Annotated in this window: 22 protein-coding genes and 1 tRNA gene; 11 read left to right on the top strand and 12 right to left on the bottom strand. The window is 58.4% G+C overall.

Annotation, left to right across the window (positions count from 1 at the left end):
• Nucleotides 1-2 precede the first annotated feature (2 nt).
• Both bhcB and bhcA read right to left on the bottom strand, forming a co-directional pair.
• Complete coding sequence (gene bhcB, locus ACR0DT_RS08110; protein ID WP_480710221.1) at nucleotides 3-977, bottom strand: beta-hydroxyaspartate dehydratase BhcB; 975 nt, start codon at nucleotides 975-977, stop codon at nucleotides 3-5.
• 11 nt (nucleotides 978-988) lie between these two features.
• Nucleotides 989-2,179: an L-aspartate--glyoxylate aminotransferase BhcA gene (bhcA, locus tag ACR0DT_RS08105; protein WP_480710220.1), complete on the bottom strand. Its 1,191-nt coding sequence runs from the start codon at nucleotides 2,177-2,179 to the stop codon at nucleotides 989-991.
• 190 nt (nucleotides 2,180-2,369) lie between these two features.
• On the opposite strand from bhcA, the gene ACR0DT_RS08100 reads away from it, so the two are divergent.
• Nucleotides 2,370-3,197, top strand: a complete 828-nt coding sequence (locus ACR0DT_RS08100) for an IclR family transcriptional regulator (protein ID WP_480710219.1) — start codon at nucleotides 2,370-2,372, stop codon at nucleotides 3,195-3,197.
• A 2-nt stretch (nucleotides 3,198-3,199) separates the two neighbouring features.
• On the opposite strand, the gene ACR0DT_RS08095 is transcribed toward ACR0DT_RS08100, so the two are convergent.
• Both ACR0DT_RS08095 and putA read right to left on the bottom strand, forming a co-directional pair.
• Nucleotides 3,200-3,943, bottom strand: coding sequence for a rhomboid family intramembrane serine protease (locus ACR0DT_RS08095; RefSeq protein WP_480710218.1), 744 nt, complete (start codon nucleotides 3,941-3,943; stop codon nucleotides 3,200-3,202).
• Between the two features lie 42 nt (nucleotides 3,944-3,985).
• The gene (putA, locus tag ACR0DT_RS08090) at nucleotides 3,986-7,387 is read right to left on the bottom strand and encodes a bifunctional proline dehydrogenase/L-glutamate gamma-semialdehyde dehydrogenase PutA (protein ID WP_480710217.1); all 3,402 of its coding nucleotides are present in this window, start codon (nucleotides 7,385-7,387) and stop codon (nucleotides 3,986-3,988) included.
• Nucleotides 7,388-7,489: 102 nt separating this feature from the next.
• Between putA and ACR0DT_RS08085 the strand changes: the two genes are divergently transcribed.
• Complete coding sequence (locus tag ACR0DT_RS08085) at nucleotides 7,490-7,978, top strand: Lrp/AsnC family transcriptional regulator (RefSeq protein WP_480710216.1); 489 nt, start codon at nucleotides 7,490-7,492, stop codon at nucleotides 7,976-7,978.
• A 30-nt stretch (nucleotides 7,979-8,008) separates the two neighbouring features.
• Complete coding sequence (locus ACR0DT_RS08080; RefSeq protein WP_480710215.1) at nucleotides 8,009-8,572, top strand: tetratricopeptide repeat protein; 564 nt, start codon at nucleotides 8,009-8,011, stop codon at nucleotides 8,570-8,572.
• Between the two features lie 43 nt (nucleotides 8,573-8,615).
• Here the strand turns inward: ACR0DT_RS08080 and ACR0DT_RS08075 are convergent, their stop codons facing one another.
• From ACR0DT_RS08075 to ACR0DT_RS08045, 7 genes are all read right to left on the bottom strand, one after another.
• The gene (locus ACR0DT_RS08075) at nucleotides 8,616-10,505 is read right to left on the bottom strand and encodes a PhoX family protein (protein WP_480710214.1); all 1,890 of its coding nucleotides are present in this window, start codon (nucleotides 10,503-10,505) and stop codon (nucleotides 8,616-8,618) included.
• Between the two features lie 183 nt (nucleotides 10,506-10,688).
• On the bottom strand, nucleotides 10,689-11,684 hold the full coding sequence (locus ACR0DT_RS08070; RefSeq protein WP_480710213.1) for an ABC transporter ATP-binding protein: 996 nt from the start codon (nucleotides 11,682-11,684) through the stop codon (nucleotides 10,689-10,691).
• Nucleotides 11,681-12,715, bottom strand: a complete 1,035-nt coding sequence (locus tag ACR0DT_RS08065) for a Gfo/Idh/MocA family protein (RefSeq protein WP_480710212.1) — start codon at nucleotides 12,713-12,715, stop codon at nucleotides 11,681-11,683. The genes ACR0DT_RS08070 and ACR0DT_RS08065 overlap by 4 nt, the downstream gene beginning before the upstream one ends.
• Nucleotides 12,712-13,551: a carbohydrate ABC transporter permease gene (locus tag ACR0DT_RS08060; protein WP_480710211.1), complete on the bottom strand. Its 840-nt coding sequence runs from the start codon at nucleotides 13,549-13,551 to the stop codon at nucleotides 12,712-12,714. The genes ACR0DT_RS08065 and ACR0DT_RS08060 overlap by 4 nt, the downstream gene beginning before the upstream one ends.
• A 10-nt stretch (nucleotides 13,552-13,561) precedes the next feature.
• On the bottom strand, nucleotides 13,562-14,476 hold the full coding sequence (locus tag ACR0DT_RS08055; RefSeq protein ID WP_480710210.1) for a carbohydrate ABC transporter permease: 915 nt from the start codon (nucleotides 14,474-14,476) through the stop codon (nucleotides 13,562-13,564).
• A 65-nt stretch (nucleotides 14,477-14,541) separates the two neighbouring features.
• The gene (locus ACR0DT_RS08050; RefSeq protein WP_480710209.1) at nucleotides 14,542-15,795 is read right to left on the bottom strand and encodes an ABC transporter substrate-binding protein; all 1,254 of its coding nucleotides are present in this window, start codon (nucleotides 15,793-15,795) and stop codon (nucleotides 14,542-14,544) included.
• Between the two features lie 23 nt (nucleotides 15,796-15,818).
• Complete coding sequence (locus ACR0DT_RS08045; protein WP_480710208.1) at nucleotides 15,819-16,703, bottom strand: N-acetylmuramic acid 6-phosphate etherase; 885 nt, start codon at nucleotides 16,701-16,703, stop codon at nucleotides 15,819-15,821.
• A gap of 169 nt (nucleotides 16,704-16,872) precedes the next feature.
• Here ACR0DT_RS08045 and ACR0DT_RS08040 point away from each other — a divergent pair, with 169 nt between their 5' ends.
• The 8 genes from ACR0DT_RS08040 (at nucleotide 16,873) to ACR0DT_RS08005 (ending at nucleotide 25,780) form a co-directional block, all read left to right on the top strand.
• On the top strand, nucleotides 16,873-17,748 hold the full coding sequence (locus ACR0DT_RS08040; protein ID WP_480710207.1) for a glucosamine kinase nucleotide-binding domain-containing protein: 876 nt from the start codon (nucleotides 16,873-16,875) through the stop codon (nucleotides 17,746-17,748).
• Nucleotides 17,735-18,484, top strand: a complete 750-nt coding sequence (locus ACR0DT_RS08035; protein ID WP_480710206.1) for a GntR family transcriptional regulator — start codon at nucleotides 17,735-17,737, stop codon at nucleotides 18,482-18,484. The genes ACR0DT_RS08040 and ACR0DT_RS08035 overlap by 14 nt, the downstream gene beginning before the upstream one ends.
• Before the next feature lie 19 nt (nucleotides 18,485-18,503).
• On the top strand, nucleotides 18,504-19,532 hold the full coding sequence (locus tag ACR0DT_RS08030; RefSeq protein WP_480710205.1) for an SIS domain-containing protein: 1,029 nt from the start codon (nucleotides 18,504-18,506) through the stop codon (nucleotides 19,530-19,532).
• Nucleotides 19,529-20,665: an N-acetylglucosamine-6-phosphate deacetylase gene (gene nagA, locus ACR0DT_RS08025; RefSeq protein WP_480710204.1), complete on the top strand. Its 1,137-nt coding sequence runs from the start codon at nucleotides 19,529-19,531 to the stop codon at nucleotides 20,663-20,665. Before ACR0DT_RS08030 ends, nagA begins: the two co-directional genes overlap by 4 nt.
• Nucleotides 20,666-20,773: 108 nt before the next feature.
• A tRNA-Gly gene (locus tag ACR0DT_RS08020) sits at nucleotides 20,774-20,848 on the top strand.
• 128 nt (nucleotides 20,849-20,976) lie between these two features.
• Nucleotides 20,977-22,797: an ABC transporter transmembrane domain-containing protein gene (locus tag ACR0DT_RS08015; RefSeq protein ID WP_480710203.1), complete on the top strand. Its 1,821-nt coding sequence runs from the start codon at nucleotides 20,977-20,979 to the stop codon at nucleotides 22,795-22,797.
• A 157-nt stretch (nucleotides 22,798-22,954) separates the two neighbouring features.
• Nucleotides 22,955-24,844 (top strand): acyl-CoA synthetase, encoded by a 1,890-nt coding sequence (locus ACR0DT_RS08010; RefSeq protein ID WP_480710202.1) that lies wholly within the window; start codon nucleotides 22,955-22,957, stop codon nucleotides 24,842-24,844.
• Between the two features lie 12 nt (nucleotides 24,845-24,856).
• Nucleotides 24,857-25,780 carry an alpha/beta hydrolase gene (locus ACR0DT_RS08005; protein WP_480710201.1) on the top strand — a complete coding sequence of 308 codons (924 nt, stop codon included), beginning with the start codon at nucleotides 24,857-24,859 and terminating at the stop codon, nucleotides 25,778-25,780.
• On the opposite strand, the gene ACR0DT_RS08000 is transcribed toward ACR0DT_RS08005, so the two are convergent.
• Entirely contained in the window at nucleotides 25,781-26,617 is an 837-nt protein-coding gene (locus ACR0DT_RS08000; RefSeq protein WP_480710200.1) for an alkaline phosphatase family protein, read from the bottom strand.
• Between the last annotated feature and the right edge of the window lie 112 nt (nucleotides 26,618-26,729).

The raw sequence follows: 26,729 nt of genomic DNA, 5'->3' as shown, positions 1-26,729 counted from the left end.
CCTCAGCCCTTGATCCAGGGCAGTTTATCCAAATCCACGTTGCCACCGGTAATGATCACGCCAACGCGTTTGCCTTTGAACACCTCGGGGTTTTTCAGGATGGTGGCCAACGGCACGGCGCTGCTGGGCTCCATCACGACGCGCAGGTATTTCCAGGTCAGTTTCATCGCATCGACAATCTCCTGCTCGGATGCGGTGAAAATGTCGGTGACGTTCTTCGAGACAAAGTGCCAGGTGTTTTCCTTGAGAGGCACCAACAACCCATCGGCAACTGTTTTTGGCGCATCATCGGCAATGATGTGCCCGGCTTTGAACGACCGGTAGGCGTCGTCGGCTTGTTCGGGTTCGGCCGCATAAATAGCGGTCTGAGGGGCCAGGTTCGACACGGTCAGGCAAGTGCCTGACACCATTCCACCGCCCCCGATAGGCGCGATAACCGCATCCACTCCCCCCGTTTGCTCCAGCAATTCCGCGGAACAGGTCGCCTGTCCGGCGATGACCCGAGGGTCATTATACGGGTGCACAAACTCACCACCGGTCCGCGCCTGAACTTCGGCAAAGGTCGCCTCGCGGGACGAAGTTGAAGGCTCGCACTCGGTGATCGTGCCGCCAAACCGGCGCACAGCATCTTTTTTGGCCTGCGGAGCGGTGCGGGGCATGACCACGTTGCAGGGAATGCCGCGCCGACCAGCAGCGTAAGACAGCGACAGGGCATGGTTGCCACTGGAATGCGTGCACACCCCTTTTTCGGCCATCTCATCGCTAAGCCCAAATACTGCGTTGCAGGCCCCGCGCACCTTGAAGGCCCCGGCCTCCTGAAAGTTCTCACACTTGAAGAACAATTGTGCGCCGGTCAGCTCGTCCAGATAATCAGAACGCATCACTGGGGTGCGTTTGATGTGAGGCCGAATCCGGTCGTGCGCTTCGCGCATGTCGTCCAGCGTCAGGCGGTCTGCCGTAGTCTGTGCGTCCAACATCAAGCTCCTCCTTACGCTGCGGATTGCATCGGCTTGGCACTGCCGGAGCGGAAATATTCCTGCGCCGCCGCAACACCGCTGCCCAATTTGATTGGATAGTCCAGATCAGCCATCGCCATTTCGATCGTGGCCAGACCGGACAGAACCATTACATCCGTCAAGCTGCCCAGATGGCCAATACGGAAGGCTTTGCCGTTCATTTCACCCAATCCGATACCAAAGCTTACACCATAAGCGTTGAAAGCGTGATCGGTCAGCGCATTGCTGTCAAAGCCATCAGGTACGTAAATCGCGCTGACCGTATCGGAATACAGTTCGGGCGATTGCGCCACCAACTCCAACCCCCAGGCGGCGGTCGCCTTGCGGACCCCCTCGGCGAGACGGAAGTGGCGGGCGTATACGTTGTTTAGCCCTTCTTCGAACAGCATCTTCAGGCTTTCGCGCATACCATAGATCAGCTGCAGCGGTGGGGTATAGGGGAACCCGCCTGACGCATTTGCGTTCATCATGTCGCGGAAATCAAAGAAGGTGCGCGGCAATTGGGCCGTTTCCATCGCGGCCAGCGCTTTGGGGCTGACGCACAGGATCGCCATGCCGGTTGCCAGCATGAAGCCCTTTTGCGAGCCCGAAACCGCGATGTCGACGCCCCAGCTATCAAACTCGAACGGCATCGAGGCCAGCGAGCTGACGCAATCCACAAACAGCATTGCTGGGTGGTCGCTGGCATCCATTGCCTTGCGAACTGCGCCGATGTCCGAGCGTACGCCGGTCGCCGTCTCATTATGTGTGACCAGAACCGCTTTGATCTTATGTTCTTTGTCTGCGGCAAGAGCTTCGGCAAACTTATCCGCCGGTGCGCCGCTGCCCCAGGGGCATTCGATGATGCGTACATCCAGACCGTGCCGCTCGCACAGGTCGATCCAGCGATGACTGAACATGCCATAACGCGCAACCAGCACGCTGTCGCCGGGGCTAAGCGTATTGGTCACCGATGCCTCCCAGCCGCCTGTACCGCTGGCGGGGAAGGTGATGATCTTACCTTCTTTAGAGCCGAACACCTTTTTGGTGTCCTCCAGCACGGGGGCGAAGGTTTCGACAAAATCAGGTGCGCGGTGGTCCTGTGTCTGGACCTGCATCGCCAAGCGCAAGCGATCTGGGATATTGGTAGGGCCGGGAATGAATACCGGGTTTTGATTGGACATAACTAAATCCTCCGATTTGCAATTAAGTGTCGTTGAAATCGCTGTTCTGCGCAATTTTCTTGAAAAATATTTTCATTTTTGCGATTAAATAAATAATCCTCTGAATACACGTCATTTTTTGTTTTTCATTTTCAAAGCCGAGGAATTAAGGTGAAAAAAACTGTGCCGGGTTGAAAAGGAGAAGCCAGGGATGGAAGCCCAAAAAAGACCGCGCGGCAGGCCCAAATCGCTGTTCAAGGAAAGCTCGGCGGGGACCATGCAGTCGCTGGATCGGGCGCTGGTTGTCCTGACCGCCGTGGCGCGATTGGAGCGGGCGGCGTTAAGCGATCTGGCGCGCGAGGTGGATGTGCCTACGGCCACCACGCACCGCATTCTGGCGACGTTGCAGAAACATGGCTTTGCTGCCTTTGATGACGAGCGGCAGGAATGGATGATCGGGATAGAGGCATATCGCACTGGTGCTTCGTTCCTGCGTCGAAACAGCGTGATTGAAATCGGACGGCCGATCCTGAGGCGTTTGATGCAGGATAGTGGCGAAACAGCCAATCTGGCGGTGCCGGACGGGGCCGAAGTGGTTTTTGTCGGTCAGGTTGAAACACAGAACCCGATCCGAGCGTTTTTCCCGCCGGGTGCGCGGACCCCGATGTATGCGTCCGGCACCGGCAAGGCGATACTGGCTGCAATGAGCGATTCCGCAGCAAGTAAGGCGTTGGCGGCTGATGCCGTTCGTTTCACCTCGCACACCTTACTGCCAGGCGAGGGGTTGCAGGAGGATTTGGCAAACACCCGCGCCCGCGGCTGGTCGCATGATCATGAAGAGCGGTACGAGGGCATGTCCTGCATCGGCGCCGCCATCTACAATGATAGGGGCGAACCCTGCGCCGGGATCTCCGTGTCTGGTCCGTCTGCGCGCTTCATCGCCGACCGGGCCACGGAACTAGGGGAATTGGTCTGGAACGCAGCGAAAGAGATCACGCAGCTCAGCGGTGGTCGACCGCCGAAATCGTCCGAAGAATAAGTTTATTTTCGCGGAACCCGTGGAATGCGGGATTGCGATAGTTTGTATTTGTGCTCGGGGTGGGGCGGGTGACCGTGGGTGCGGCCCCAATATGCGGGTCCGCCTCGTTTCAGCCAAAGCGGGATGCACAGGATCAGACCGACGAAAAACCCTCCGGTATGGGCCCAATAGGCGACGCCTCCTTCGTCCGGATTGCTGGCAAGGCTGCCCATGAACTGAAGGCCTAGCCAGATGCCCAACATGATGAAGGAGGGGATTGTGAAAACCCGGAAATAGACGATCAGGATCAGCAGAACGTCGACGCGCGCCTTGGGAAACAGCAATAGATAGCCCCCCATCACCCCGGCAATCGCACCTGAAGCCCCGATGGTCGGCACCACCGAGTCGGGCGCTGTAGAAACGTGGATCAGGCCCGCACCTACACCAGCCAACATATAGAATAGCAGGAAGGGCAGGTGGCCCATCTCATCTTCCAGGTTGTCCCCGAATATCCAGAGAAACAGCATGTTTCCGGCCAGATGCATCCATCCGCCGTGCAGAAACATCGAAGTCACAAGGGTTTCGAACGCAAACCCATCAGTGATCCGCGCCGGGATGATGGCATAGTCGAAATACAGTCTGTTGATCAGCGGCGCATTATCCATGATCCCCACATAGCTGAAGAAAATCAGGATATTGGCTGCCATTAGCAGGTAAACGACATAGGGTGTGCGCCCCGAAGGGTTGTGGTCACGGATCGGAAACATGGGGGGACGCTGGGCTTTTCCCAGCCCAGCGTCAAGGTACGGTTACGCCGCACCTCCTAACAAGGCCGCGTTGCCACCGGCGGCGGTGGTGTCGACACAGACGTGACGCTCGCCCATAACCCGCGCTCGGTCGGGTTGACCGGGGATCAGCGGCAGGATCGGGCCATCGCGGCGGGCCAGATGACGCTCGATCTCGCGCGCAGTTTCGTCGTCGCCCCACCACAAGATACCCGAGATGTCTGTAATGTTTTCCAGCCTGTGAAGGTCCACCATACCGGTCGCTTGAATGGCGATGCCACCCAGCGACATGACCACCTCGGCCTGCGCCTTTGCGGCATCGAGACCCGGACCCATGCACAGAAGAGGCGCGCGGGGAATTTCACTCAGCCGATTGGATTCGCCCGTCGGGCCAGGCAGTGACTGGGTGCGGATCGCAGCGGGCTGACCTTGCGGATCGGGTATCTCGCTCATGGTGCTGTCCCAATTCGCCGTGCTGTTTTGACGGTCGGGGGCACAAAAACGCGTCATATAGTTCGGCCCGCCCGCCTTAGGGCCTGTGCCCGATAACCCTTCGCCACCAAAAGGCTGAGAGCCAACGATCGCTCCGATCTGGTTGCGGTTGACATAGATGTTGCCCGCGTGGACGGCCTCGGTGATGTGTTGCACTCGGTCATCAATGCGAGTGTGCAGGCCGAAGGTCAGCCCATAGCCGGTGGCATTAATGTCGGCGATGACTTGATCAATCTCAGCAGCTTTGAAGCGCACGACATGTAGAACCGGGCCAAACACTTCACGCTCTAGTGTGCTGATACCGGGGACTTCGATCAGGGTTGGGGCGATGAATGTCCCTTCAGGGGGGGTATTCAGTTCCTTCAATACCCGATCTTCCGTGCGCGCTTTTGCAATGTGGTCCGCAATGCCCTGCAGCGCGATCTGATCAATGACCGGGCCACAATCGGTCGACAACAACCATGGGTCGCCGACCTGCAAAGCCTCCATCGCGCCGGTCAGCATGGTCAGCAGATCGTCGGCGATATCTTCTTGCACATAGAGGCACCGCAGGGCTGAACACCGCTGCCCCGCAGATTGAAAGGCGCTTTCAATGATGGATTGCACAGCCTGTTCGGGCAGTGCGGTGCTGTCCACGATCATGGCGTTCAACCCACCAGTTTCCGCGATCAAAGGCGTGCCCGGTTTCAGGTTCTCTGCCATTGCTGAACGGATTTTCAGTGCGGTGGCGGTCGAGCCGGTAAAAGCCACCCCCGACACGCGTCGGTCCGAGGTCAGCGCTGCCCCGACGGACGGCCCGCCAGGCAGCAGTTGCAGCACGTCGCGAGGCACTCCGGCTTCATGCAGCAGTTGCACAGCCCGGTGTGCGACCAATGGCGTTTGCGGCGCAGGTTTTGCCAGAACGGCGTTGCCAGTAGCCAGTGCCGCCGAAATCTGCCCGGTGAAGATCGCCAGCGGAAAGTTCCAGGGGCTGATGCAGGTGAACGTGCCGGCCGGTTTGGCCACCGGGATATTTGCCGCGTAATAGCGCAGAAAGTCGACCGCCTCGCGCAGCTCAGCGACTGCGTCGGGGACGGATTTTCCCGCCTCACGGGCCAACAAAGCGAATAGCTCTCCATAGTTCTCTTCGTACAGATCGGCCGCCGCGTTCAATATCTGCGCGCGTTGCTCGGCCGGAGCATTCCATGGAGACGCCGAGGCTAATGCGAGCTCGACATCCTGGGCGCTGGCTGCGGCAACTGCGCCCGGTCGGTCCTGCGGGTGCGCCGGATTGGTGACGGGTTCGTCAGCGTCAGGCTTGGCGTCCTCGGACAGAAGCGGCTGCGCATACCATTGATGCGCGCGAAACGCATCGCGGGCGGCGTCGATCCGATCCAGCGTCGGCGTATGTTGCAGATCGAATCCTTTCGAATTGGGCCGTTCGGGTTGAAAAAGTTCAGGGCCGGTTGGCAGCGGTGGCTTGGGTTCAAGAATGTTGTCAAACGGGTCCGAGGCGACGTCCTCGGGCGGAACATTTTCGTCGACGATCTGGTTCACGAAGGACGAATTCGCGCCGTTCTCAAGCAGACGCCGTACCAGATAGGCCAAAAGATCGCGATGCGCTCCGACGGGTGCGTAAATCCGACAGCGTGTGTTGCTCTGACCCCGGACAATCTGGTGCAGCGTCTCACCCATACCGTGCAAACGCTGAAATTCGAACGGTTGTGTATCGGCCATATGCAGGATTGCACTGACCGTATGAGCGTTGTGGGTGGCAAATTGCGGGTAAATCCGGTCGGTCATGTCCAGCAGCTTGCGCGCATTAGCGATGTACGAGATATCGGTCGCGTCCTTACGGGTGAATACCGGAAATCCTTCGACACCTTCGACCTGCGCGCGTTTGACCTCTGTGTCCCAATAGGCCCCCTTGACCAACCGTACCATCAGTTTGCGGTCATGGCGTTCGGCCATGTCATAAAGTGTATCTAGAACGAGCCCGGCACGCGGACCATAGGCCTGAACGACGATTCCAAAGCCGTCCCAACCAGCCAACGCGGGTTCACCCATAACCGCCTCTATCACCTGCAAGGACAGTGACAGGCGGTCGGCTTCTTCTGCGTCTACATTCAGACCCATGCCAGCAGCTTTGGCCAGCAGACACAGGGCACGCAGGCGGGGAACAAGCTCCTCCATCACCCGTTGTTCCTGCGCCAGTTCATAGCGTGGGTGCAGAGCTGACAGCTTCACCGATATCCCGGGATTGGCACGGATATCGTCGTGGGTGCAGGCATCGGCGATGGCCGCAATGGCACGGGAATAAGACAGGTGATAGCGCGCGGCGTCAGCCTCGGTGCGCGCGGCCTCGCCCAGCATGTCATAGGAGTAAGTGTAGCCCTTTGCCTCCATTCCGGCGGCACGGTCCATGGCGGATTGGATAGTTTCACCCAGAACGAATTGACGGCCCATTTCCTTCATCGCGCGGCCAACGGCCGTGCGGATCACCGGCTCGCCCAATCGCTTGATAGCCCCGCGAAGGGCTCCGACGGGCGACGCTTTGCCTTCGTCCAATACCTTGCCGGTCAGCATCAGCGCCCATGTTGACGCATTCACCAGTGAGGACGAGGACTGCCCCAAGTGTTTGCCCCAATCCGACGGCGCGATCTTGTCCTCGATCAGCGCGTCGATGGTGTCGGCGTCAGGAACACGTAATAGAGCTTCGGCCAAGCACATCAGTGCGATTCCCTCGTCAGTGGACAGGCCGTACTCGGCCAGAAACACCTCCATCATGCCGGGCGAGGTGCTGGAGCGGATGTCGCGCACCAACTGCGCCGCAGCTGCGCAGATCGCGGTGCGGTCGGTCTGTGACAGGTCGGCCTGTGCGATCAGGTGATCCAGAATTACGGACTGATCGGCATAGGTCTGGCCGTCGATATGGGTGCGCAGGCTGTGTGTCATGTATCCTCCGGGCTTTTGGAGAGTATACAGTCGATTTTTCAGAACAATCGCCTTAAGTTCCCAGATGAGAAGGCGAATAAACTGAAATTTCGAGGTTTAACGATGCAAAGAGACCGTCCCGATCTGGACCGATTCGACCGATCGATTCTGGCGATTCTGGCCGAGGACGGTCGTATCTCGGTCGCCGACCTTGCGCGGCGTATTGGGTTGTCAAAGTCTCCAACTCAAGCACGTGTGAAAAGACTTGAGTCCGAGGGGATCATAACCGGATACCGTGCCCTGCTTGACCCGATCCGACTTGGTCTGGATCACGTCGCCTTTGTCGAGGTGCGCCTGACGGATACGCGCGAGAAGGCCCTGGCTGAGTTCAACGCGGCAGTGCGCAAGGTGGCCGAGATCGAGCAAGCCCATATGATTGCGTCTAATTTCGACTATTTGCTGAAAATCCGTACCGCCTCGATGTCGGAATATCGTGCTGTGCTGGCCGAGAAAATCTCATCCCTGCCGCACGTGGCCAACACATCGACCTTCGTCGCGATGGAAGCGGTGAAAGAGACGGGTGTGTCCGGTGCCATTGATGGGATGGGTTGACGAAAGTCTTGCACGCGTCACCATTGGGTCATGAAACAGATCACCTATGCCACCATCCTGTTAATAACGTCCACAACTGCACATGCGCAGGATTGCCCTGTCGCACCGGATCACACCGCTGATGTCAGCAGCGTCATCGCGCAAATCCAGCAGGCGGAAAACGAACAGGCCGCCCGTGCCCTGTCGAACCAGTTGTGGGAATTCTGGACGGACGCGCCGGATGAAAGCGCGCAAGCGGTGCTGGACCGAGGTATGACGCGGCGCAACGCATGGGATTTGCTGGGCGCGATCGAGGATTTCAACAAGCTGGTCGCTTATTGCCCGCTTTATGCCGAGGGGTATAACCAGCGTGCTTTTGCGAATTATCTGCGGCAGGACTTCCAAGCCGCATTGCCCGATCTGGACAAGGCCATCGAACTTTCACCAAACCATGTAGCGGCTATCAGTGGGCGTGCTCTCACCTTGTTGGGGTTGCAAAGGATTGATGAGGCCCGCGAGGCTTTAAACCAAGCCTTGGAACTGAACCCATGGCTGTCGGAGCGTCACCTTCTGGCGCCCGGAGGGCCTCTGGCGCCTCCGGGGCAGGAACTTTGAAACAGCGCCCCCGCCTGCAGGACAGGGGCGCATTCTATCGTGTTTAGCCGACCAGACCATTATCAGTGCGCTTGATTGCGATCACCGACGATCGCGGCGTACCGCCATCGGGCCAATTGCTGCCTGGATGCTGGATGCCCACAAACATGGTGCGCAAGTCGGTGGACCAAGCCAAACCTGTGACCTCACACCCGTTCGGACCGGTCATAAAGCGGACGATCTCGCCGGTTACCGGGTCACCAACCAGCATCTGGTTGTTGCCGTTGCCAGCAAAATCACCCTCGTTGTTGTCCTTGCCGTCTGTCTGAATCCAGATCAGGCCGGTCGAGTCGATGACCATACCGTCGGGCGAGTTGAACAGGTTGCCTTCATTTACATTCGGAGAACCGGCGCGGTCGTCCGAGTGCGCGGTGGGATTGCCCGCCATCACGTACAGATCCCAGTCAAACGCCTCGGCGGCGTGGTCGTCATTTGCCGGGCGCCAGCGCACAATCTGACCGTATTTGTTGGCCTCGCGCGGGTTGACTGCGTTGACCGAGGTGTCATCACCACCAGCATTTGGTTTGACGCCACGGTTTTTGTTGTTGGTAAGGCAGCAATAGGCCTCGACCGCGACCGGGCTCGACGCGACCCATTCGGGGCGGTCCATGGTGGTGCCTCCGGCTTTGGATGCGGCCATACGGGTAAAGATCCGGATTTCAGGATCGTCCATACCAGTCGTTTCTGGCGTAAGGGGCAGCCATTCGCCGGTCGCATCGTCGTTGAACTTAGCGACATAGAGCGTGCCGTCATTCAGCAGGCTCTCTGTTTCACTACCTGGCTGGTAGGTGCCGGTCGAGACGAATTTGTACAGATACTCGCCCCGTTCATCATCACCCATGTAAACGACTACTCGGCCATCTGCGGCCAGAGTCACCTCGGCGTTTTCGTGCTTGAAACGACCCAAGCCGGTGTGCTTGATCGGCGTGCTGTCCGGCTTGGTCGGGTCGATTTCCACGATCCAACCTGCGCGATGGGGTTCGTTGGGATTTTTTGAGGTGTCAAAGCGCGGGTCGAAAAGCTCGTATCCGTTCCAGCTTTCGGCTTTGACGCCATAACGCTTCATGCCGTCCGCGACCTTCTGGTCATAGCTGGCATTTTCATCGGATGATCCGAAATAGCCGTTAAAATTCTCTTCGCAGGTCAAGTAAGTACCCCAAGGCGTCTTGCCAGCACCGCAGTTGTTCATGGTGCCCAGCGAGGCGGTGCCGGTCGGATCAGCTTCAGTTTTCAGCAGGTCATGACCCGCGGCAGGACCTACGATCTTCATCGGGGTGTTGTGGTGGATACGGCGGTTGAAAGGGCTGTCTTTGACTACCTTCCAGCCTTCGGGCGTTTCGGTGATTTCCATTACGGTCACGCCCTGAATATTCTGGAATTTCAGAACGTCGTCGGCGCTGGCAGGAACACCTTCCTGCGAGGCGGGCAGGTTGATTTTGCGGTTGGGGTATTCGTGGTTGATTGCAATCAGTTCGTGCCCTTGGAACGAAAAGGTCTCCATCCCGTCAGTGTTCTCGCCAAAGATACGGTCCGATTTCTCAACCGGGCCGCCATCGGTCAGGTCGTAACCATCAGCGTCGGAAAATAGCGGATCACCCCAGCGCATCAACATCTTCCATTCGTACCCTTCAGGCACGTGCACAGTCCCGTCGGTCTGCGCGGCAATCGGGGTAAAGGCAAAGCGCGAGGCGGTGACGGCGTGGGCGGCGGTTGACCCCATCAGGCCCGCGCCCATAGCTGCGGCACCGGATCCAAACGCCAGCACGCCACCCAGGAAACCGCGGCGCGAAATGGCACTTTCTACGACGCGGTCAAAATCGTTTTCTTCGGGGCGGGGGAAATGCAGCTCATCCCAGTCATCGGCGGACAGGGTGGCGGGATCAATGTCTTTCATGGATGGCTCCTGGCTGTCAGAAAATAGCAGATGAAAGGCATTTAGGACTTCTATGTGACAAGTTGATAACAGCCCAACTAAGAGGATCATCCGATCCTGCAAGGTTATTAAAGTGATGAAAAGGGCAAACGCCTTTTCCGCAGGGATTCGCGGGCGATGTCGAAATCATGCGCCCTGCGACATTTAGCGCAAACGCTGACCGGAGGCATCGAACCGATACGCCTTTTCAGCAGCGTAGGCGAATCGCAATTCTTGGCCTTCGGAAATGGCGTGCTGGCCGAACAGGCGCGCGGTTACGGATTGGTCGTGAACTTTGGCGATGACGTTCGTGTCCCCGCCTAGCTTTTCCACGTGGCTGACGCGCGCGACTAGCGGGCCATCGTTGGACAGGAACAGGTCCTCGGGGCGGATGCCGATGGTATTCTGACCGCTATCGCCCAGCAGAGTTTCGGGTAGAAAATTCATGGATGGTGAGCCCAGAAATCCGGCTACGAACTGGTTAGCAGGGTTGTTGTACAGCTCCATCGGAGTGCCGATCTGTTCTACTCGCCCGTCACGCAGCACAACGATCTTGTCAGCCAGCGTCATCGCCTCAGTCTGGTCATGAGTGACATAGATCATCGAGGCATCCAGCGCACGATGCAGGTTGGCGATCTCGATCCGCGTGTTCATCCGCAGGGCGGCGTCTAGATTCGAGAGCGGCTCGTCAAACAGGAACAGTTTTGGTTCGCGCACGATGGCCCGCCCGATGGCCACACGCTGGCGTTGACCGCCCGATAATTCCGAAGGGTAACGATCTAGATAGGGCTCAAGATTCAGCATGCGGCTGGCAGTGGCGACACGTTCTTCGATCACAGCCTTCGACTGTTTCTCTTGTTTCAGCGCAAGCGTCATGTTTCCGCGTACGCTGAGATGCGGGTAAAGCGCGTAGCTCTGAAATACCATCGCGATCCCGCGCTTGGACGGCGGCACCAGATTGACCTGCTGACCGCCGATATTGATCTCGCCCGAGGACGCATCCTCAAGCCCTGCAATCACACGCAACAAGGTAGACTTGCCGCAACCCGAAGGGCCGACGAAGACGACAAACTCGCCTTCTTCTACCTCAAGTGTGATGTCTTTGAGGACATGCACATTGCCAAAGGACTTGTTCACATTGCTCAGCGTCAGGGCGGTCATTTTGCGGGCTCCTCAAGGGAAACGGGCTGGCCGGTGCGAATGCTTTCATCCGCAGCCAGGCAAATGGCGAGGGATTGGACGGCGTCATTCATATGCCGCGTCAGGTCGATATCTTCTGCGATTGCGCGCAGCATGTAGGCCTGCTCGGAATCGCAGAGTTCCTGATGGCCGGGCTCATCAGGCATCTCGATGGTGCGGTCTCCGCTTGGCGTGTGGACCAGTAAGCCACCGACTTTTGTGTGACCGTCGATATCTGCCGACGCGCCCTTGTTGCCATCGGTGATCGAAACCGACCCATTGGGCGACACGATATCTTTCACGAAGAAGGCGGTTTCAGACATCATTGGGCCCCATCCGGCCTCGTACCAGCCAACCGAGCCGTCCTCGAAGATCACCTGAAACTGTCCATAATTATACATGTCTTCGGCGATCTCATCGGACAGGCGCAGGCCCATTCCGTGGACCCGAACGGGCGACGCGTCGGTGATCTGGCACATCACGTCGACGTAGTGCACGCCGCAATCAACGATGGGGGAGGTGGTTTGCATCAGCGCCTTATGCGTTTCCCACTCTGCGCCCGAGGATTGCTGGTTCAGGTTCAAGCGAAACACATAAGGTCCGCCCAGATTTCGGGCCTCATCAATCAGCCGCATCCATGAGGGGTGATGGCGCAGGATATAGCCCACCACCAGCTTACGGTTCAGTCGCGTGGCCGTCTCGACCACCCGTCGCGCATCAGCGACGTTGGTGGCCAGCGGTTTTTCAACGAAGACGTGGGCACCGGCCTCCATCGCAGCACAGGCGTAATTGGCGTGACTGTCGGAATAGGTTGCGATCACCACCAAATTGGATTTCGTCTCGGCCAGAGCAGTTTCGAAATCCGAATACGCGCGATAGCCTGAAAGCTCAGGGTGGTCCACATGCCCGGATCGGTTCACTAGCCCGACGATTTGTGCATCGGGGTGGTGGTGATAGGCCAGCGCATGGCTCAGCCCCATATTGCCCAGGCCTGCGATCAGAACACGGGTCATTTGACAGCTCCGGATGTAATGCCGCGGATCAACTGGCGCGAGAAGATGATGTAGAGGATCAGCACCGGCAGGATCGCCATCGACAGCGCCGACAAGACCGCGTTCCAGTCAGTGACGAATTGGCCGATAAAGACCTGGCTGCCCAGCGTCAGCGTTTTGGTTTCCTCGGATGGGGCAAGGATCAGCGGGAACCACAGGTCATTCCAGATCGGGATCATGTTGAACACCGCCACAGTTGCCATCGCCGGGCGGACCAGAGGCAGCACCAGCCGGAAAAAGATCGTGTATTCTGACAACCCGTCGATGCGCCCTGCGTTTTTCAGGTCATCGCTGACCTGCCGCATGAATTCAGACAGGATGAAAACCGCCAGCGGCAACCCTTGCGCAGTATAGACAAAGATCAGCGCCCAGAGCGTATTCACCAGACCGGTCGCCACCATCATCTCAAGGATTGCCACGGTACCGATGCGGATCGGGATCATGATCCCTAGCGCCAGATACAGCCCCATAAGCAGGTTGCCTTTGAACTGGTATTCGGACAGCGCGTAGGCCGCCATGGCGCCGAACAGCAGGATGAAGAACAGAGATGCGACCGTGACGATCATCGAGTTCTGGAAGTAGAGGAAAAAGTCCCCCTGCTTCATTACCGTCTCATACCCGATCAATGAAAAGCTGTCCGCGCTGGGCAGGGCTAACGGCTCGCGAAAGATCGCGCGGCGGGTTTTGAAACTGTTGATCAGGATGACAAAAACCGGGAACAGGGCAATCAGCGTGTACAGGATCAATGCTCCGTGCATCGCGGCGGTGTTGAGGGGGTTTTGACGTGCTTTGTTCATCGCTGGGCCCTCACAGTTGATACCGGCGCATCCGGGTCTGGATGCCGAAGAGGTAAATACAGACGCCCACAAGGATGATCGCGAACATAGCCCCGGCGATGGCAGACCCCATATGCGGGTCGCCCAGTTGCAATTGGAAGCCAAAGAAGGTGCGGTACATGAACGTACCCAGAATATCGGTTGAGAAATCCGGCCCTGCCAACGCACCCTGCGCCGCATAGATCAGGTCGAACGCGTTGAAATTGCCCACAAAAGTCAGGATCGAGATGATCCCGATCGAGGGCAGGATCAGTGGCAGTTTAATCTTCCAGAAGGCCGAGGCGCCGGTGATGCCGTCAATCTCTCCGGCCTCTAGGATTTCCTCGGGGATGGTCAGCAAAGCGGCATAGATCAGCATCATCGGGATGCCGACAAACTGCCAGACCGAGATCAGCGCCAGCGTGGTCAGGGCGTATTCTTCTTTCCCCAGCCACGGCGCAAACAGCGATTTCAATCCGATGGCATCCAGCATCGAGGGTGCGATGCCCCAGATCGGCGACAGAATCAGCTTCCATGCGAATCCGACGATCACAAAGCTGAGGATTGTTGGGATGAAAATAGCCGAGCGGTACAACGCCGCAAATCGCAGGCGCGGGTGGCTTAACAGCGCCGCCAGCGCGATGCCAATGGGGTTCTGCACAAGCATATGGATTAGGAAGAACCAGAAGTTATTCCCCAGCGCATTCCAAAACTGTTCAGACCAGACCGGGTCAAAGAACAGCGTGTGAAAGTTCTGTAGCCCAACGAACATGCGGGTCTGGTCGACCTCGGTAAACAGCGCGAGACGCAGCGTGTTGAACAGCGGAAAGATCATGACCGCGGTATATACAAGCACGGCCGGTGCCAGAAACACGACGATATGCCAGCGGAAGCGGGGGCGGTTCATTGGATTGCTTTCAATGGGGTGTCCGGTTTACCCGGGCGATCACCGCCGCCCGGGTATGTGTGGGATTACTGGTGCGGAGCGTACCAGTTGGATAGCCCTTCCTGCAGGCGCTGACCGGCGTCAGCAGGGCTTTCTGCGCCCCGAACGACATTGGCTGAGGCGTTCCATGTCTCAAGCTCCAGGTTAGGCTCGCCGCGCGACAGGATTTGATAGGTCGACCGGATGGTGGATTCGCATTCATCCCGCCATCCGACGAATTCCTTGGCCAAAGGGTCCTGCAATTCGACCGGCGCATTCGAAAGAGGGAAAAAGCCGGGTAGGGCGTTGCCGAAGATTTCGGCGAATTCAGGGCTTGCCACCCACGCCAGGAATGTCTCGGCAGCTTCGCGATTTTCAGTGGCGGCGTTCATGCCAATCCCGATATCGGTGTGATCCGAGATATAGCAGGTATCACCTGCGTTGCGGACCGGTGGCTTGAACGCGCCCAATTCAAAATCGGCTTGGGTGTTGAAACCTGAAATCTCCCAGCTGCCAGCAGGATAGATGGCGGCACGGCCAAGCGTGAAGAGGTTCTGACTGTCGGGATAGGTCTGCGCCTCATATCCGTCCCCAAGATAGTCTTTCCATTTCGCCAAGGTCTCATACGGCTCGACCCATTGTGGGTCAGTCAGTTTTTGCGACCCTTCGATCAATGCAAGACGGCCTTCTTCACCTTTCCAGTAGTTCGGGCCGATGTTGTTGTAGCCCATTGTGGCGGCTTCCCACTGGTCAGTGGTACCCATGGCCATGGGAATGTAGGTGCCGTCTTCCTTAAATGTTTCGAGGGCGGCAAAGAATTCGTCTTCAGTAGTCGGCACTTCGACGCCCAACTCTTCGAACGCATCCTTGTTAAAGATAAAGCCGTGGATCACAGACGCCATTGGAACGCAAAAAGTGGCTGCGCCGTCATCTGTTTGCCAAGCGGATTTGGCAACGTCCGAAAAGTTCGACATTGCGTCCAAGCCGGATAAGTCGGCCAGATGCCCAGCATCATACAGGCCCAAAGACCGATCAAACGGGCGGCACGTTATGATGTCTCCAGCAGAGCCAGCTTCGAGCTTGGCGTTCAATGCGGCATCATATTCCGTCGGAGCGAACGGAGAAAACACTAGTTTAATTCCGGGGTGCTGCGCCTCGAACGCAGGAATGATCTGGTCCTGCCATAGCGTCAGATCGTCATTGCGCCAACTCTCGATGGTCAGGGTTACGTCCTCGGCATAGGCCGATGTGGCTATCAGGGTCGTGCCCAGTAAGGCGAGTTTAAGTCTCATGTGGTTCATTTCTCTCTCCCGTTTTTTAGTTGTTAATCCTTGGCCAGTGCTGCGGTCAGAACTCCGTTAGTGGCTCGCAGGCGTGCGTCAGCTTGGGCCAGCGACAGGTCTTGTGCAGCAATCAGAATGGCGGGCTTTACGTCACCGTGCGCAGTGTCCAATGCATCCTGCGCGGCCTTCGCGTCTACTTCGGCAATGCGGGCAACGATCCCTACGGCGCGGCCTCTCAGCTTGTCATTGTCGGCGCGTAAATTGACCATCATACCACCGTGCACGTGGCCAAGTTCGACGGCCATAAGCGAAGACAGCATGTTCAGCGCAATCTTCTGCGCTGTACCGGCACCCATGCGTGTGGAGCCCGAGACCAGCTCGGGCGGAGTGGCTAGAAGAATGGGAATGTCAGCGCCCAGCAGCAGCGGGCTGCCCGCATTGTTGGCAATGCTAATCACGGTCGCGCCCATAGCTCGGGCAATGTTCATGGCGGCCACGGTGTAAGGGGTAGATCCGCTGGCCGAGACCGCAATCACCGTGTCCTTGGATTGCAGTGTGCCCAAGGCCTGTTCCAGCCCTTCGGTCGCATCTTCGGCCCCGCCCGGCATTTGGACCCCGGTGGGCAGGCCGCCTGCCATGTGAATGCGCAGACGGGCAGGGGGGATCGAGAATGTGCCGCCCAACTCTTGTGCGTCAGCAGCTGCCATCAGGCCCGACGATCCGGCGGCCACAAAGTGCAGAACGCCCTCTGCACGGATAGTTTCCGCCATGGCCCTGGCCCCTTGGACGATGCTAGCCTCGGCGTCACGGATGGCTGCAGCAGCGGTGATTTGACCATCTGCCAGAGCGCGCGCCGAAGCGGCCAGGTCGCTCTGAGTCAAGCGCGTGGCATCGGGGTGCAACTGTTCGGTCGACGGCAGCGTCAAGAGAATCCTCCCATGTGTTCCTCATATAATACCTATTTAATACCACTTGTCTAGAAATTTATTTCGCCTTGAGACTTTGCTTATAATTTCGTTGCTTTATAAAAAAATCGCCCGCTTTTACCCGAATACGGTCTTCCCTATCGATTAAAGGTATTATAATGGTATTGTTATGAATGAGTCTCGGAATAATGCTGTGCTGGCCGTCGATGGCGGGGGGACGCGGTGCCGCGTTGCCTGTGAAATCGGGGGCGTGGTCCATTGCGTTGAAACCGGTGCAGCCAATGTTACGACAAATTTTGACAGCGCGCTGACGCAGATTCGGGCTGGGCTGGATCAATTGTCGCTGCAGGTTGGGATTGGCGCCGGGGATGTGCTCAACCTGCCGGCCTTTGTTGGTCTGGCAGGCGTTACCGATGCCGTTATCGCCGGGCGGTTAAAGGATGCGCTGGGCCTGACCTGCGCGCGGATCGAGGATGACCGGCCTGCCGCCGTGCGGGGGGCGTTGGGCGTGCAGGATGGTTTGATTGCACATTGCGGCACCGGGTCCTTCCTTGCGGTGCAGACGGATAGCGCGATGCGCTTTGCCGGAGGCTGGGGCTCGGTTTTGGGGGATGAGGCCTCGGCCCAGTGGGTAGGGCGTAGGGCCTTGGCCGAAACTCTATGCGCAAATGATGACACGCAGGTCGAAACCAGCCTGACGCAAAAGCTATTGGCCGACCTTCAAGGTCCGGCGGGCATTGTACGCTTTGCTGGCACGGCTACGCCGGCACAGTTCGGGGCCCTCGCACCTGCTGTGACGTCGGCTGCGAAAAAAGGCGATGTCGTCGCCGTTCACATTCTGCAGTCCGGGGCAGGTTATATCGCAGAAACCGCAAGGCGATTGGGCTGGCAGGAAGGCCGGGCGATCTGCCTGACGGGTGGAATCGCTGGTCAATATTCAGAGTACCTGCCCGATGACATGCAATCGGCCATTCGTCCGCCACTTGCTGAACCGCTCACAGGGGCACTGACACTGGCGAAGGAGATCCGACATGAGCATCTCTGAATTTTTGCGCGCCGACCAGTGGTTGAGCCCGGAAAAAGGCCCACGCTATGTTCAGCTGAGGCACAGGCTGCAAGAGGGAATCGACACCGGTGTGCTGCCCCCAAATTCCTCGTTGCCGTCGGAGCGTGAACTGGTTGAAATCACCGATCTGTCACGCGTCACTGTTCGCAAGGCGATTCAGGAGCTTGTGCAGGAAGGCGTGATCGAACAACGCCAGGGATCGGGCTCGTTCATTCGCGAACGTGTGGCGCGGGTCGAGCAATCGCTGACCCATTTGACCTCGTTCACAGAGGACATGTCGAGCCGTGGTATGCAAACCACCTCGAAATGGCTGGAGCGCGGTGTCTTTGCGCCAACGCCAGAGGAAATTAAGGCCTTGAGCCTGAAAGAGGGCGAACAAATATCGCGCATCTATCGCTTGCGTGAGGCGGGTGGCCGCCCGCTGGCGCTGGAGCGTGCCGCGCTGCCACTGGACATTCTGCCGAACCCGATCGAGGTCACCACCTCGCTGTATGAAGTGCTGGAAGGTCTGGGTCGGCGACCTGTGCGTGCGGTGCAGAAGATATCGGCCCTCAACCTTGCGGCGCGCGAGGCCGAGTTGCTGGAGGTGCCCGAAGGGGCCGCAGGGCTGAACATCGAACGCGTATCATTTCTCAAAAACGGGCGGGTCGCGGAGCTGACCCGATCCCTCTATCGGGGCGACACGTATGACTTTGTCGCCGAGTTGCGGCTATAGCCGGAAAGGCCAGATAAGCATGTCAGAACACAGTTCGAAAATGCGGCAGGAGGTTTTGGAGATCCCCGACGCCGTTGACCGATTGCTGAGCCACGGCGCGGCCAATATTCAGGACGCGGCAGGGCGGGTAAAAGAGGCCGACCCCCGGTTTCTGATTACGGTGGCGCGGGGGTCGTCCGACCATGCCTGCACCTATCTAAAATACGCAGCCGAATTGCTGCTGAACCTGCCAGTGGCTTCGGTCGGTCCTTCGGTCCGATCGATCTATGGCGCTGACCTGCAAGCAGCCGGGGCCCTGTGCCTGTCCGTGTCGCAGTCCGGTCAAAGCCCGGACATCGTGGGCATGAGCCGATCGTTGCAATCCTCAGGCGGAACGACCGTAGCGATCACCAACAACACGGGGTCTCGCCTGGCCGAAGTGACAGATGCTGTCTTGCCGCTGCATGCGGGGCCGGAACTGAGCGTGGCCGCGACCAAAACTTTTGTTACCTCGCTGGTGGCGGGGTTGTGGCTGTTGGCAGAGATTAAGGGGGATGACACACTGATTGCAGCTATCCGATCCTTGCCCAGTCATCTAAGGCAAGCCGCGCAGTGCGACTGGTCGGCAGCAGCTGATGCGATCACCGGCCGATCGCTGTTTACGCTAGGCCGCGGTCCATCTTTTGCAGTGTCCAATGAAGCCGCGCTGAAAATCAAAGAAACCTGTCAGATTCACGCCGAAAGCTATTCGGCGGCTGAGGTTCTGCATGGTCCGGTATCAATCGTTGAGCAAGGGTTTCCAACCATCGTTTTTGCAGCCGCAGACGCCGCAGAACAGACAACGGCCGAGGCTGCCGATGCATTGGCTGGCAAAGGCGCGGCCGTTTTTGCGGCGACCGATAAAGTCACTAAAGCGTATAGTTTACCGGTGACCCGAACCGCTCACTGGCTGACCGACCCCATAGCCGCTATCACTTCGTTTTACAGCATGGTCGAGGCCGTGGCGCAGGCACGCGGGATCGATCCTGACACACCGCGCCATCTGAGAAAGGTGACAGAGACGGTATGACCTCGGACTCAACGACATTTCTCAACGGCGCCCTATTTGATGGCGAACGCCTGCATTTCAACCATGCCATGATCTTTCGCCAGGGCTCTTTGGCCGCGCTTGAGTCTGAGGAGACTGTGAAACCCGAAGGGCAGGTCATCGACTTAAACGGAGATATCCTGAGCCCCGGTTACGTTGATTTGCAGGTGAACGGCGGCGGCGGCGTGATGTTCAATGATGATCCAACGGTCGATACGATCCGGCAGATCGCGCAAGCGCATCGTCGTCTGGGCGTGGCGTCTTTGTTGCCGACGCTGATCACAGACACGCCCGAGAAAACCAGCGCTGCCATTTCGGCTGCCGTACAGGCGGTTCGGGCGCGGGTTCCGGGTGTGGCCGGGCTGCATCTTGAAGGGCCACACCTTTCGGTTGCGCGAAAAGGGGCGCATGACGGGGCGTTGATCCGTCCGATGGAAGACGCCGACTTGGCCGCGCTGATTATGGCGGCAGACCAATTGCCGTGCCTCAAGGTGACCCTTGCGCCCGAATCCGTGTCTGAGCAACAGGTGCAGGCTTTGTCCGAAGCTGGTGTTCTGGTGTCTCTGGGCCATAGCGATGCAGATTTCGCAACGTGTAAGCGCTATGCTGCAGCCGGTGCCCGCTGTGTCACACATCTGTTTAACGCTATGAGCCAACTGGGTAGTCGAGAACCGGGTCTGGTGGGGGCAGCACTGGCCATTGGCGGGTTGTCTGCTGGATTGATCGCTGATGGTATCCATGTCCACCCCGAAGTGATCCGCGCAGCCTGGGCCGCCAAAACTGTCCCCGGACAGATTTTTCTGGTTAGCGATGCGATGGCCGTTGCGGGTACGGTTCAATCCGCATTCGAGTTGGAGGGACGCCGGATCACACGGACGGATGGACGTCTGACACTTGAGGATGGAACGCTTGCCGGGGCGGATTTGGACCTGACAACCGCAATCCAAACTCTGGTCAATAAATCGGGCGTACCGCTTCAAAATGCGCTGGCCGCTGCGACGTCTTATCCGGCGTCGCTGATCGGTCAACCGAGTGCGCAGCCGCTACGTGCCGAGTCGATGATCCGGATTTCAGCCGGCCTCGATTCCTGTTCGTGGCTTTGCGACCAGAATTGAAGAAAGGCTGCTTGCCGCCTTCGCTAAAACAGAGTGACAGAAATTGATTTCCACCGTCGAACGGCGCTTGACGGCACCAGACGCATCGCTTAAACCGACCTCCGCTGAGCGGGCGTCGTATACTGGCTATTACCTCAGCCTTCCAAGCTGATGAAGCGGGTTCGATTCCCGCCGCCCGCTCCAAATCAGCCCCGAAATTCTGCGTCAAATAGCCCTGACTGGTGGGCAATTTGTGACGCGCTGCTTGACCCCGTCGTCCGCTGCCGCCAAGAAGCGATCACAAGAATGCGAACATGAATTAAGGGCCACGCATGGCAAGAACCGCCCCAGCCAGTCCAACACAGCAACCAGCACCAGGCGCTAGTGAAGAGCGCGCCCGGTCCAAGAAAATTGGCGTTCTTGCGTCACTGTGGCCATTCATGCGCCCTTATCGAGTGTTGATGGCCGGGGCGACGTTGGCCCTAGTGCTGACGGCAAGCATGACCCTGGCGCTGCCGCTGGCCGTGCGCCGCGTGGTCGATAATTTTCGCATCGAAGATGGCGATCTGCTGGAGTGGTACTTTCTGGCAGCACTTGGCATTGCAGCGGTTCTGGCCGTGGGTACCGGCCTGCGCTATGCGCTGGTAACCAAACTCGGCGAGCGTGTCGTTGCCGACATCCGCGAGGCCGTGTTCGACCGCGTTATCGGCATGAGCCCCGAATTTTATGAACGTATCATGACCGGAGAGGTCCTGAGCCGGATTACGACCGACACGACACTGATCCAATCGGTGTTGGGCTCGTCGGTGTCCATCGCGCTGCGTAACATGCTGTTGTTCTTCGGTGGGCTGGTTTTGATGTTGCTGACCTCGGCCAAGCTGACGGGTCTGGTGTTGCTGTTAATCCCGGTTGTAGTGGTACCGATTCTGGTGCTGGGGCGTCGTCTGAGGGTAATCAGCCGAGAAAATCAGGACTGGATCGCAGCCTCGTCCGGTAACGCGGGTGAGGCGCTGAGCGCGGTGCAAACGGTGCAGGCCTTCACTCATGAACAGGCCAGTCGCAAACAGTTCGCGGATATGACGGAAACCTCTTATGCCGTCTCGCTACGCCGCATTCAGACCCGCGCGGTTCTTACTGTGATCGTTATCTTTCTGGTGTTTTCGGGCATTGTCGGCGTGCTGTGGATGGGCGCAAATGACGTCCGCAACGGCGTGATGACCGAGGGGGTTCTGATCCAGTTCGTGATCTATTCGATCATCATGGCTGGCTCCGTGGCAGCTCTGTCCGAAATCTGGAGCGAGTTGCAACGCGCCGCAGGTGCGACAGAGCGCTTGGTGGAATTGCTGAATGCGGAGGACACGGTTACCGACCCTACCAATCCCAAGGCGCTTCCAGCGCCGGTCCGGGGTGAGATTCGCTTTGATGATGTCACCTTCCGCTATCCGTCGCGCCCCGATGTTGTCACGCTGGAAAATCTGACGCTGCAGGTGAAACCTGGCGAGACGGTGGCCTTCGTGGGCCCCTCGGGGGCGGGCAAGACAACTGTCATCCAGATGATCCAGCGGTTCTATGATCCGACCTCGGGACAGGTCAGTCTGGATGGCGTCGATCTGCGTGACATCGACCGGGCCGAGTTCCGCCGTCACATGGCGCTGGTGCCGCAGGACCCGATCATCTTTGCTGCCTCGGCCCGCGAAAACATCCGCTTTGGTCGCCTTGATGCGACGGATGCCGAGGTTGAAGCCGCCGCCCGTGCCGCTGCCGCACACGATTTCATCTCGGCCTTGCCTGAAGGCTATGACAGTTTCGTCGGTGAACGGGGTGTGATGCTGTCGGGCGGGCAAAAGCAACGCGTCGCAATTGCCCGCGCCATCTTGCGTGACGCGCCGGTTCTGCTGCTGGACGAGGCGACCTCGGCGCTGGACGCCGAAAGCGAACGCGCTGTACAGGGGGCCGTCGATCAGATGCGCGCCGGGCGCACAACGCTGATTGTGGCGCACCGGCTGGCAACCGTCAAAAAAGCCGACCGGATCGTGGTGATGGAGGCTGGCCGGATTGTGGCGCAGGGCACCCATGACGATCTGGTGGCGCAAGACGGACTGTACGCCAGATTGGCGCGTCTGCAGTTCACCGACGGCATGGCAGCTGAATAACGTGACGCTGGGGCACGACAATTCGCTCCGCAGCGTAATTCTACCTCTTTCCGGCCTTCGCAGCTAAGCACTTTCTTGAACCCGCGCGGTTTTGCTTCCATCTTGGCGGTGGATACAAAACCCGTGCCGGACACGGGAGAGATAAGGGAGGAACCACATGGCCTTTGTGGGTTTAGAAGACAAGGCAAGGATGGAGCAGGAAATGCCGTGGGAGGACCGCGACGTTCCGGTCACCTTCCATCAGTTACTGTCGCGCACGGCAAGCAAGTTTCCCAACAGCAATGCGATCAGCTTTCAGTTGTTGTCCGGCCCGACCGACAAGGCCGAAACGCTGACCTGGTCTGAACTGCTGGGTAAGGTTAATCAGGCCGCCAACCTGTTCCGCTCGCTGGGGATCGGCGAAAAGGATGTGGTGGCTTATGTGCTGCCCAACAGTAACGAGACGCTGATCACCATGATGGGCGGAGCGGTCGCAGGGATCGTGAACCCGATCAACCCGTTGTTGGAGCCCGAGCAAATCGCCGCGATCCTGCGCGAAACCGGTGCCAAGGTCGTGGTTACGCTGAAGTCCTTCCCCAAGGCCGATGTTGCGCAAAAGGTCGAAGAGGCCGTGCGTCATGCGCCTAACGTCAAAACCATTTTTGAGATCGACCTCAACCGCTATTTGACGCCGCCGAAATCCTGGCTGGTACCGTTCCTGCGTCCCAAGATGGGTGACAAGGAACATCTTGCTCATGCGGATTACAAGAACTTCAACAAAGAACTGGCCAAACAGCCCACGACGCTGACCTTCGAGGACAGCAAGGAAGACCGCGTCGCCTGCTATTTCCATACTGGTGGTACGACCGGTATGCCCAAGGTGGCGCAGCATAAATATTCGGGCCTGATCTATAACGGTTGGCTTGGGAACACGCTGCTATTCTCGGACGAAGACGTGATCATGTGCCCGTTGCCGATGTTCCATGTCTTTGCTGTGCATGTGATTGTTATGGCCGCCGTGTCATCGGGTGCGCATGTGGTGTTCCCAACCCCTGCCGGGTATCGCGGCGATGGCGTGTTCGACAACTTCTGGAAACTGATTGAGCGCTGGAAGGTCAGTTTCATCATCACCGTTCCCACCGCGATTGCCGCCAAGATGCAACGCCCGGTGGATGCCGATATCTCAAGCGTGAAAACCGCGTTCTCGGGTTCGGCCCCGCTGCCCGTCGAACTGTTCCGTCGGTTCGAAGAGGCAACCGGTGTGACCATCGTCGAAGGCTACGGCCTGACCGAAGCGACCTGCCTGGTATCGTGCAACCCGGTGGATGGAGAAAAGAAAATCGGGTCGATCGGGATTCCGTTCCCCTATACTGATGTGAAGATTCTGCAAGACGGACCGGACGGACCCAAGGAATGCGGTGCGGATGCGATTGGCGAAATCTGCATCTCGAACCCCGGTGTCTATGCCGGTCACACCTATACCGAGGCGGACAAGAACGAGAACCTCTATCACTTCGACAAATACCTGCGCACAGGTGATTTGGGCCGTTTTGACGAAGATGGATATCTGTGGATCACCGGCCGCGCCAAGGACCTGATCATTCGTGGCGGCCACAACATTGACCCGGCTGAAATCGAAGAGGCCTTGTTAGGCCACGACGCGGTTGCATTTGCCGGTGCCATCGGTCAGCCCGACGCGCACTCGGGCGAGGTGCCCTGCGCCTTTGTCGAACTGGTCGACGGGGCCAGTGTGACCGAAAAGGAACTAATGGACTACTGCGGCGTGCATGTCCACGAACGTGCCGCAAGACCCAAGCACATGACCATTCTGGACGAGTTGCCAAAAACCGCAGTAGGCAAGGTCTTCAAACCCGAGTTGCGTAAGCAGGCGATCACCCGCATCTACAACGGTGCGTTGGCTGAGGCCGGGCTGGACGCGCGCGTTGTGTCTGTGAATGACGACAAGAAGCGCGGACTTGTCGCGCAGCTTGACGCGAACGGCTGCTCGGACGACGATGTTGGTAAGGTGCTGGGATCGTTCACCCGGCCATGGGAATGGGCTGCCTGACCGGGAGGGAAAATGGATTATGAACGTCTGATCGATGAAGAGACCTGGGCGTTCATAAGACGAACGGCTGAAAGCTATCCTGATGACGCTGTTGATCTGTCGATCGAAGATCAGCGCAATGTCTACAACAGAATGTGTCAGGACTTTCGCCAACCCCGACCCGTTGGTCTGGATGTACAGGACAGGTCCGCCGGTGGCGTGCCTGTCCGTGTTTATACCGCCGGAGAGCCAACACGAACCGTCGTCTATTTTCATGGCGGTGGTTTCGTCGTTGGTGGGTTGGACAGTCATGACGATGTCTGCGCTGAACTGTGCGTTCAGACCGGGTATCGGGTTGTCGCCGTGGATTATCGCCTGTGCCCCGAACATGTGCACCCGGCGCAGTTTCAGGACAGCTGGACTGCGACAAACTGGGTGGTACAGGAATTCGGCGATCCGTTGATTCTGGCTGGTGACAGCGCGGGCGGCAATCTGGCTGCCGCCGTGGCACAGCATGCGCGGGGACGGCTTGAGGGGGTGCTGGGGCAGGTCCTCATCTATCCCGGTCTGGGCGGAGACACATCCGCAGGGTCATACATCGAACATGCTCAGGCACCGCTTTTGACGCTGGAAGAAATCCGGTACTACGAGCAAGTGCGCTGTGGCGGGCCTGCGCCCCAAAGCGATCCCACATTTGCGCCGCTGCAGGACGTCGATTTCTCGGGCCTGCCACCCACCGTGGTGGTCACTGCCGATTGTGACCCGTTGCGCGACGACGGCCCGGCCTATTGCAACAGGATCACCGAAGCGGGCGGGCGGGCGCATTGGGTGAATGAGCCCGGCCTAGTGCATGGGTATCTGCGGGCGCGCACCTCAGTTAAACGCGCCGCAGACAGTTTTGAGCGGATATCCGTCGCCATTGAGGCACTGGGTCAACAGATCTGGCCCTACGACTGATTACTTCAGGAACGGCTTGGCTTTCATCGTCTCGGCGATTGGTGCGCCCATACGGTTCAGGATCGTGGGTGCCAGTTGCAACTGGTCGATCACCGTATCAGCCTGGGGGCCTTTGGCATCGCCGAAATAATACAGTGCTGTTTCCTGTTGCAGTGGTCCGCGCCCGCCGTGATGGCCTCGTTCATCCTGCCCGTGGTCGGCGGTTACGATGACCTCATATCCCAGTTGCCGCCAGCGCGGGATGAAAGGGGCCAGCATTTCGTCCATGACGAAGCAAGCATGGTCCATTTCCTCGCAATCGTGATGGAAACGGTGACCCATGCTGTCCAGCGTGCAGCTGTGCAGAATTCCGTAGTCTAACCCAAAGCGCAGGCACAGATTGGTCAGCGTCCCAAACAGATCCACGTCCGAGGGCGTCATCTGGTTCACCTGCCCATAGCCGGTCATTGAGTGGAACCGGCCATGGTTGATCGTCTTGCTCTCAGGCTCGTCGTATTCGATGTCGCGGGCATAGTCGAAGGGGTGACGGTTGAAGAATTGCGACCAATAGCTGTGGGTCACGGCGCCGGTCACGCCGCCCGCCTCGCGGACCTGGCTGAAGACGTCCTTGTGGCTTAGGCGAAAGACGTTGCTGTTACCGGTGCAGCCATGTTCCTGCGGCATGACGCCGGTGTGGATTGAGGCATAGCAACTGGCCGAGGTCGATGGCAGCACCGCGCGATGCTTCCAGACTTGTGCCTCGCCACTGTCGACCCAGCCTTCCAGGTTGCCGAACAGGCGGCGAAAATTGCGCCATGGAACACCGTCCAGAATGATGAGGAGGAGTTTGCGGTCCATTCCCTGACCCTTTCTTAGTATCCTTCAGGCGACCCTAGGGGATTCGTTATCCCGGGGCTGCCTGTTCCCGCCCCCAATAGCAAAATCCCGACACCTGTCATCAGACAAAGCG

It is taken from the genome of Ruegeria sp. BI11 (assembly GCF_056538005.1).
The sequence above is the reverse complement of the archived record's forward strand: the minus strand, read 5'-3'. Positions and strand labels throughout refer to the sequence as shown.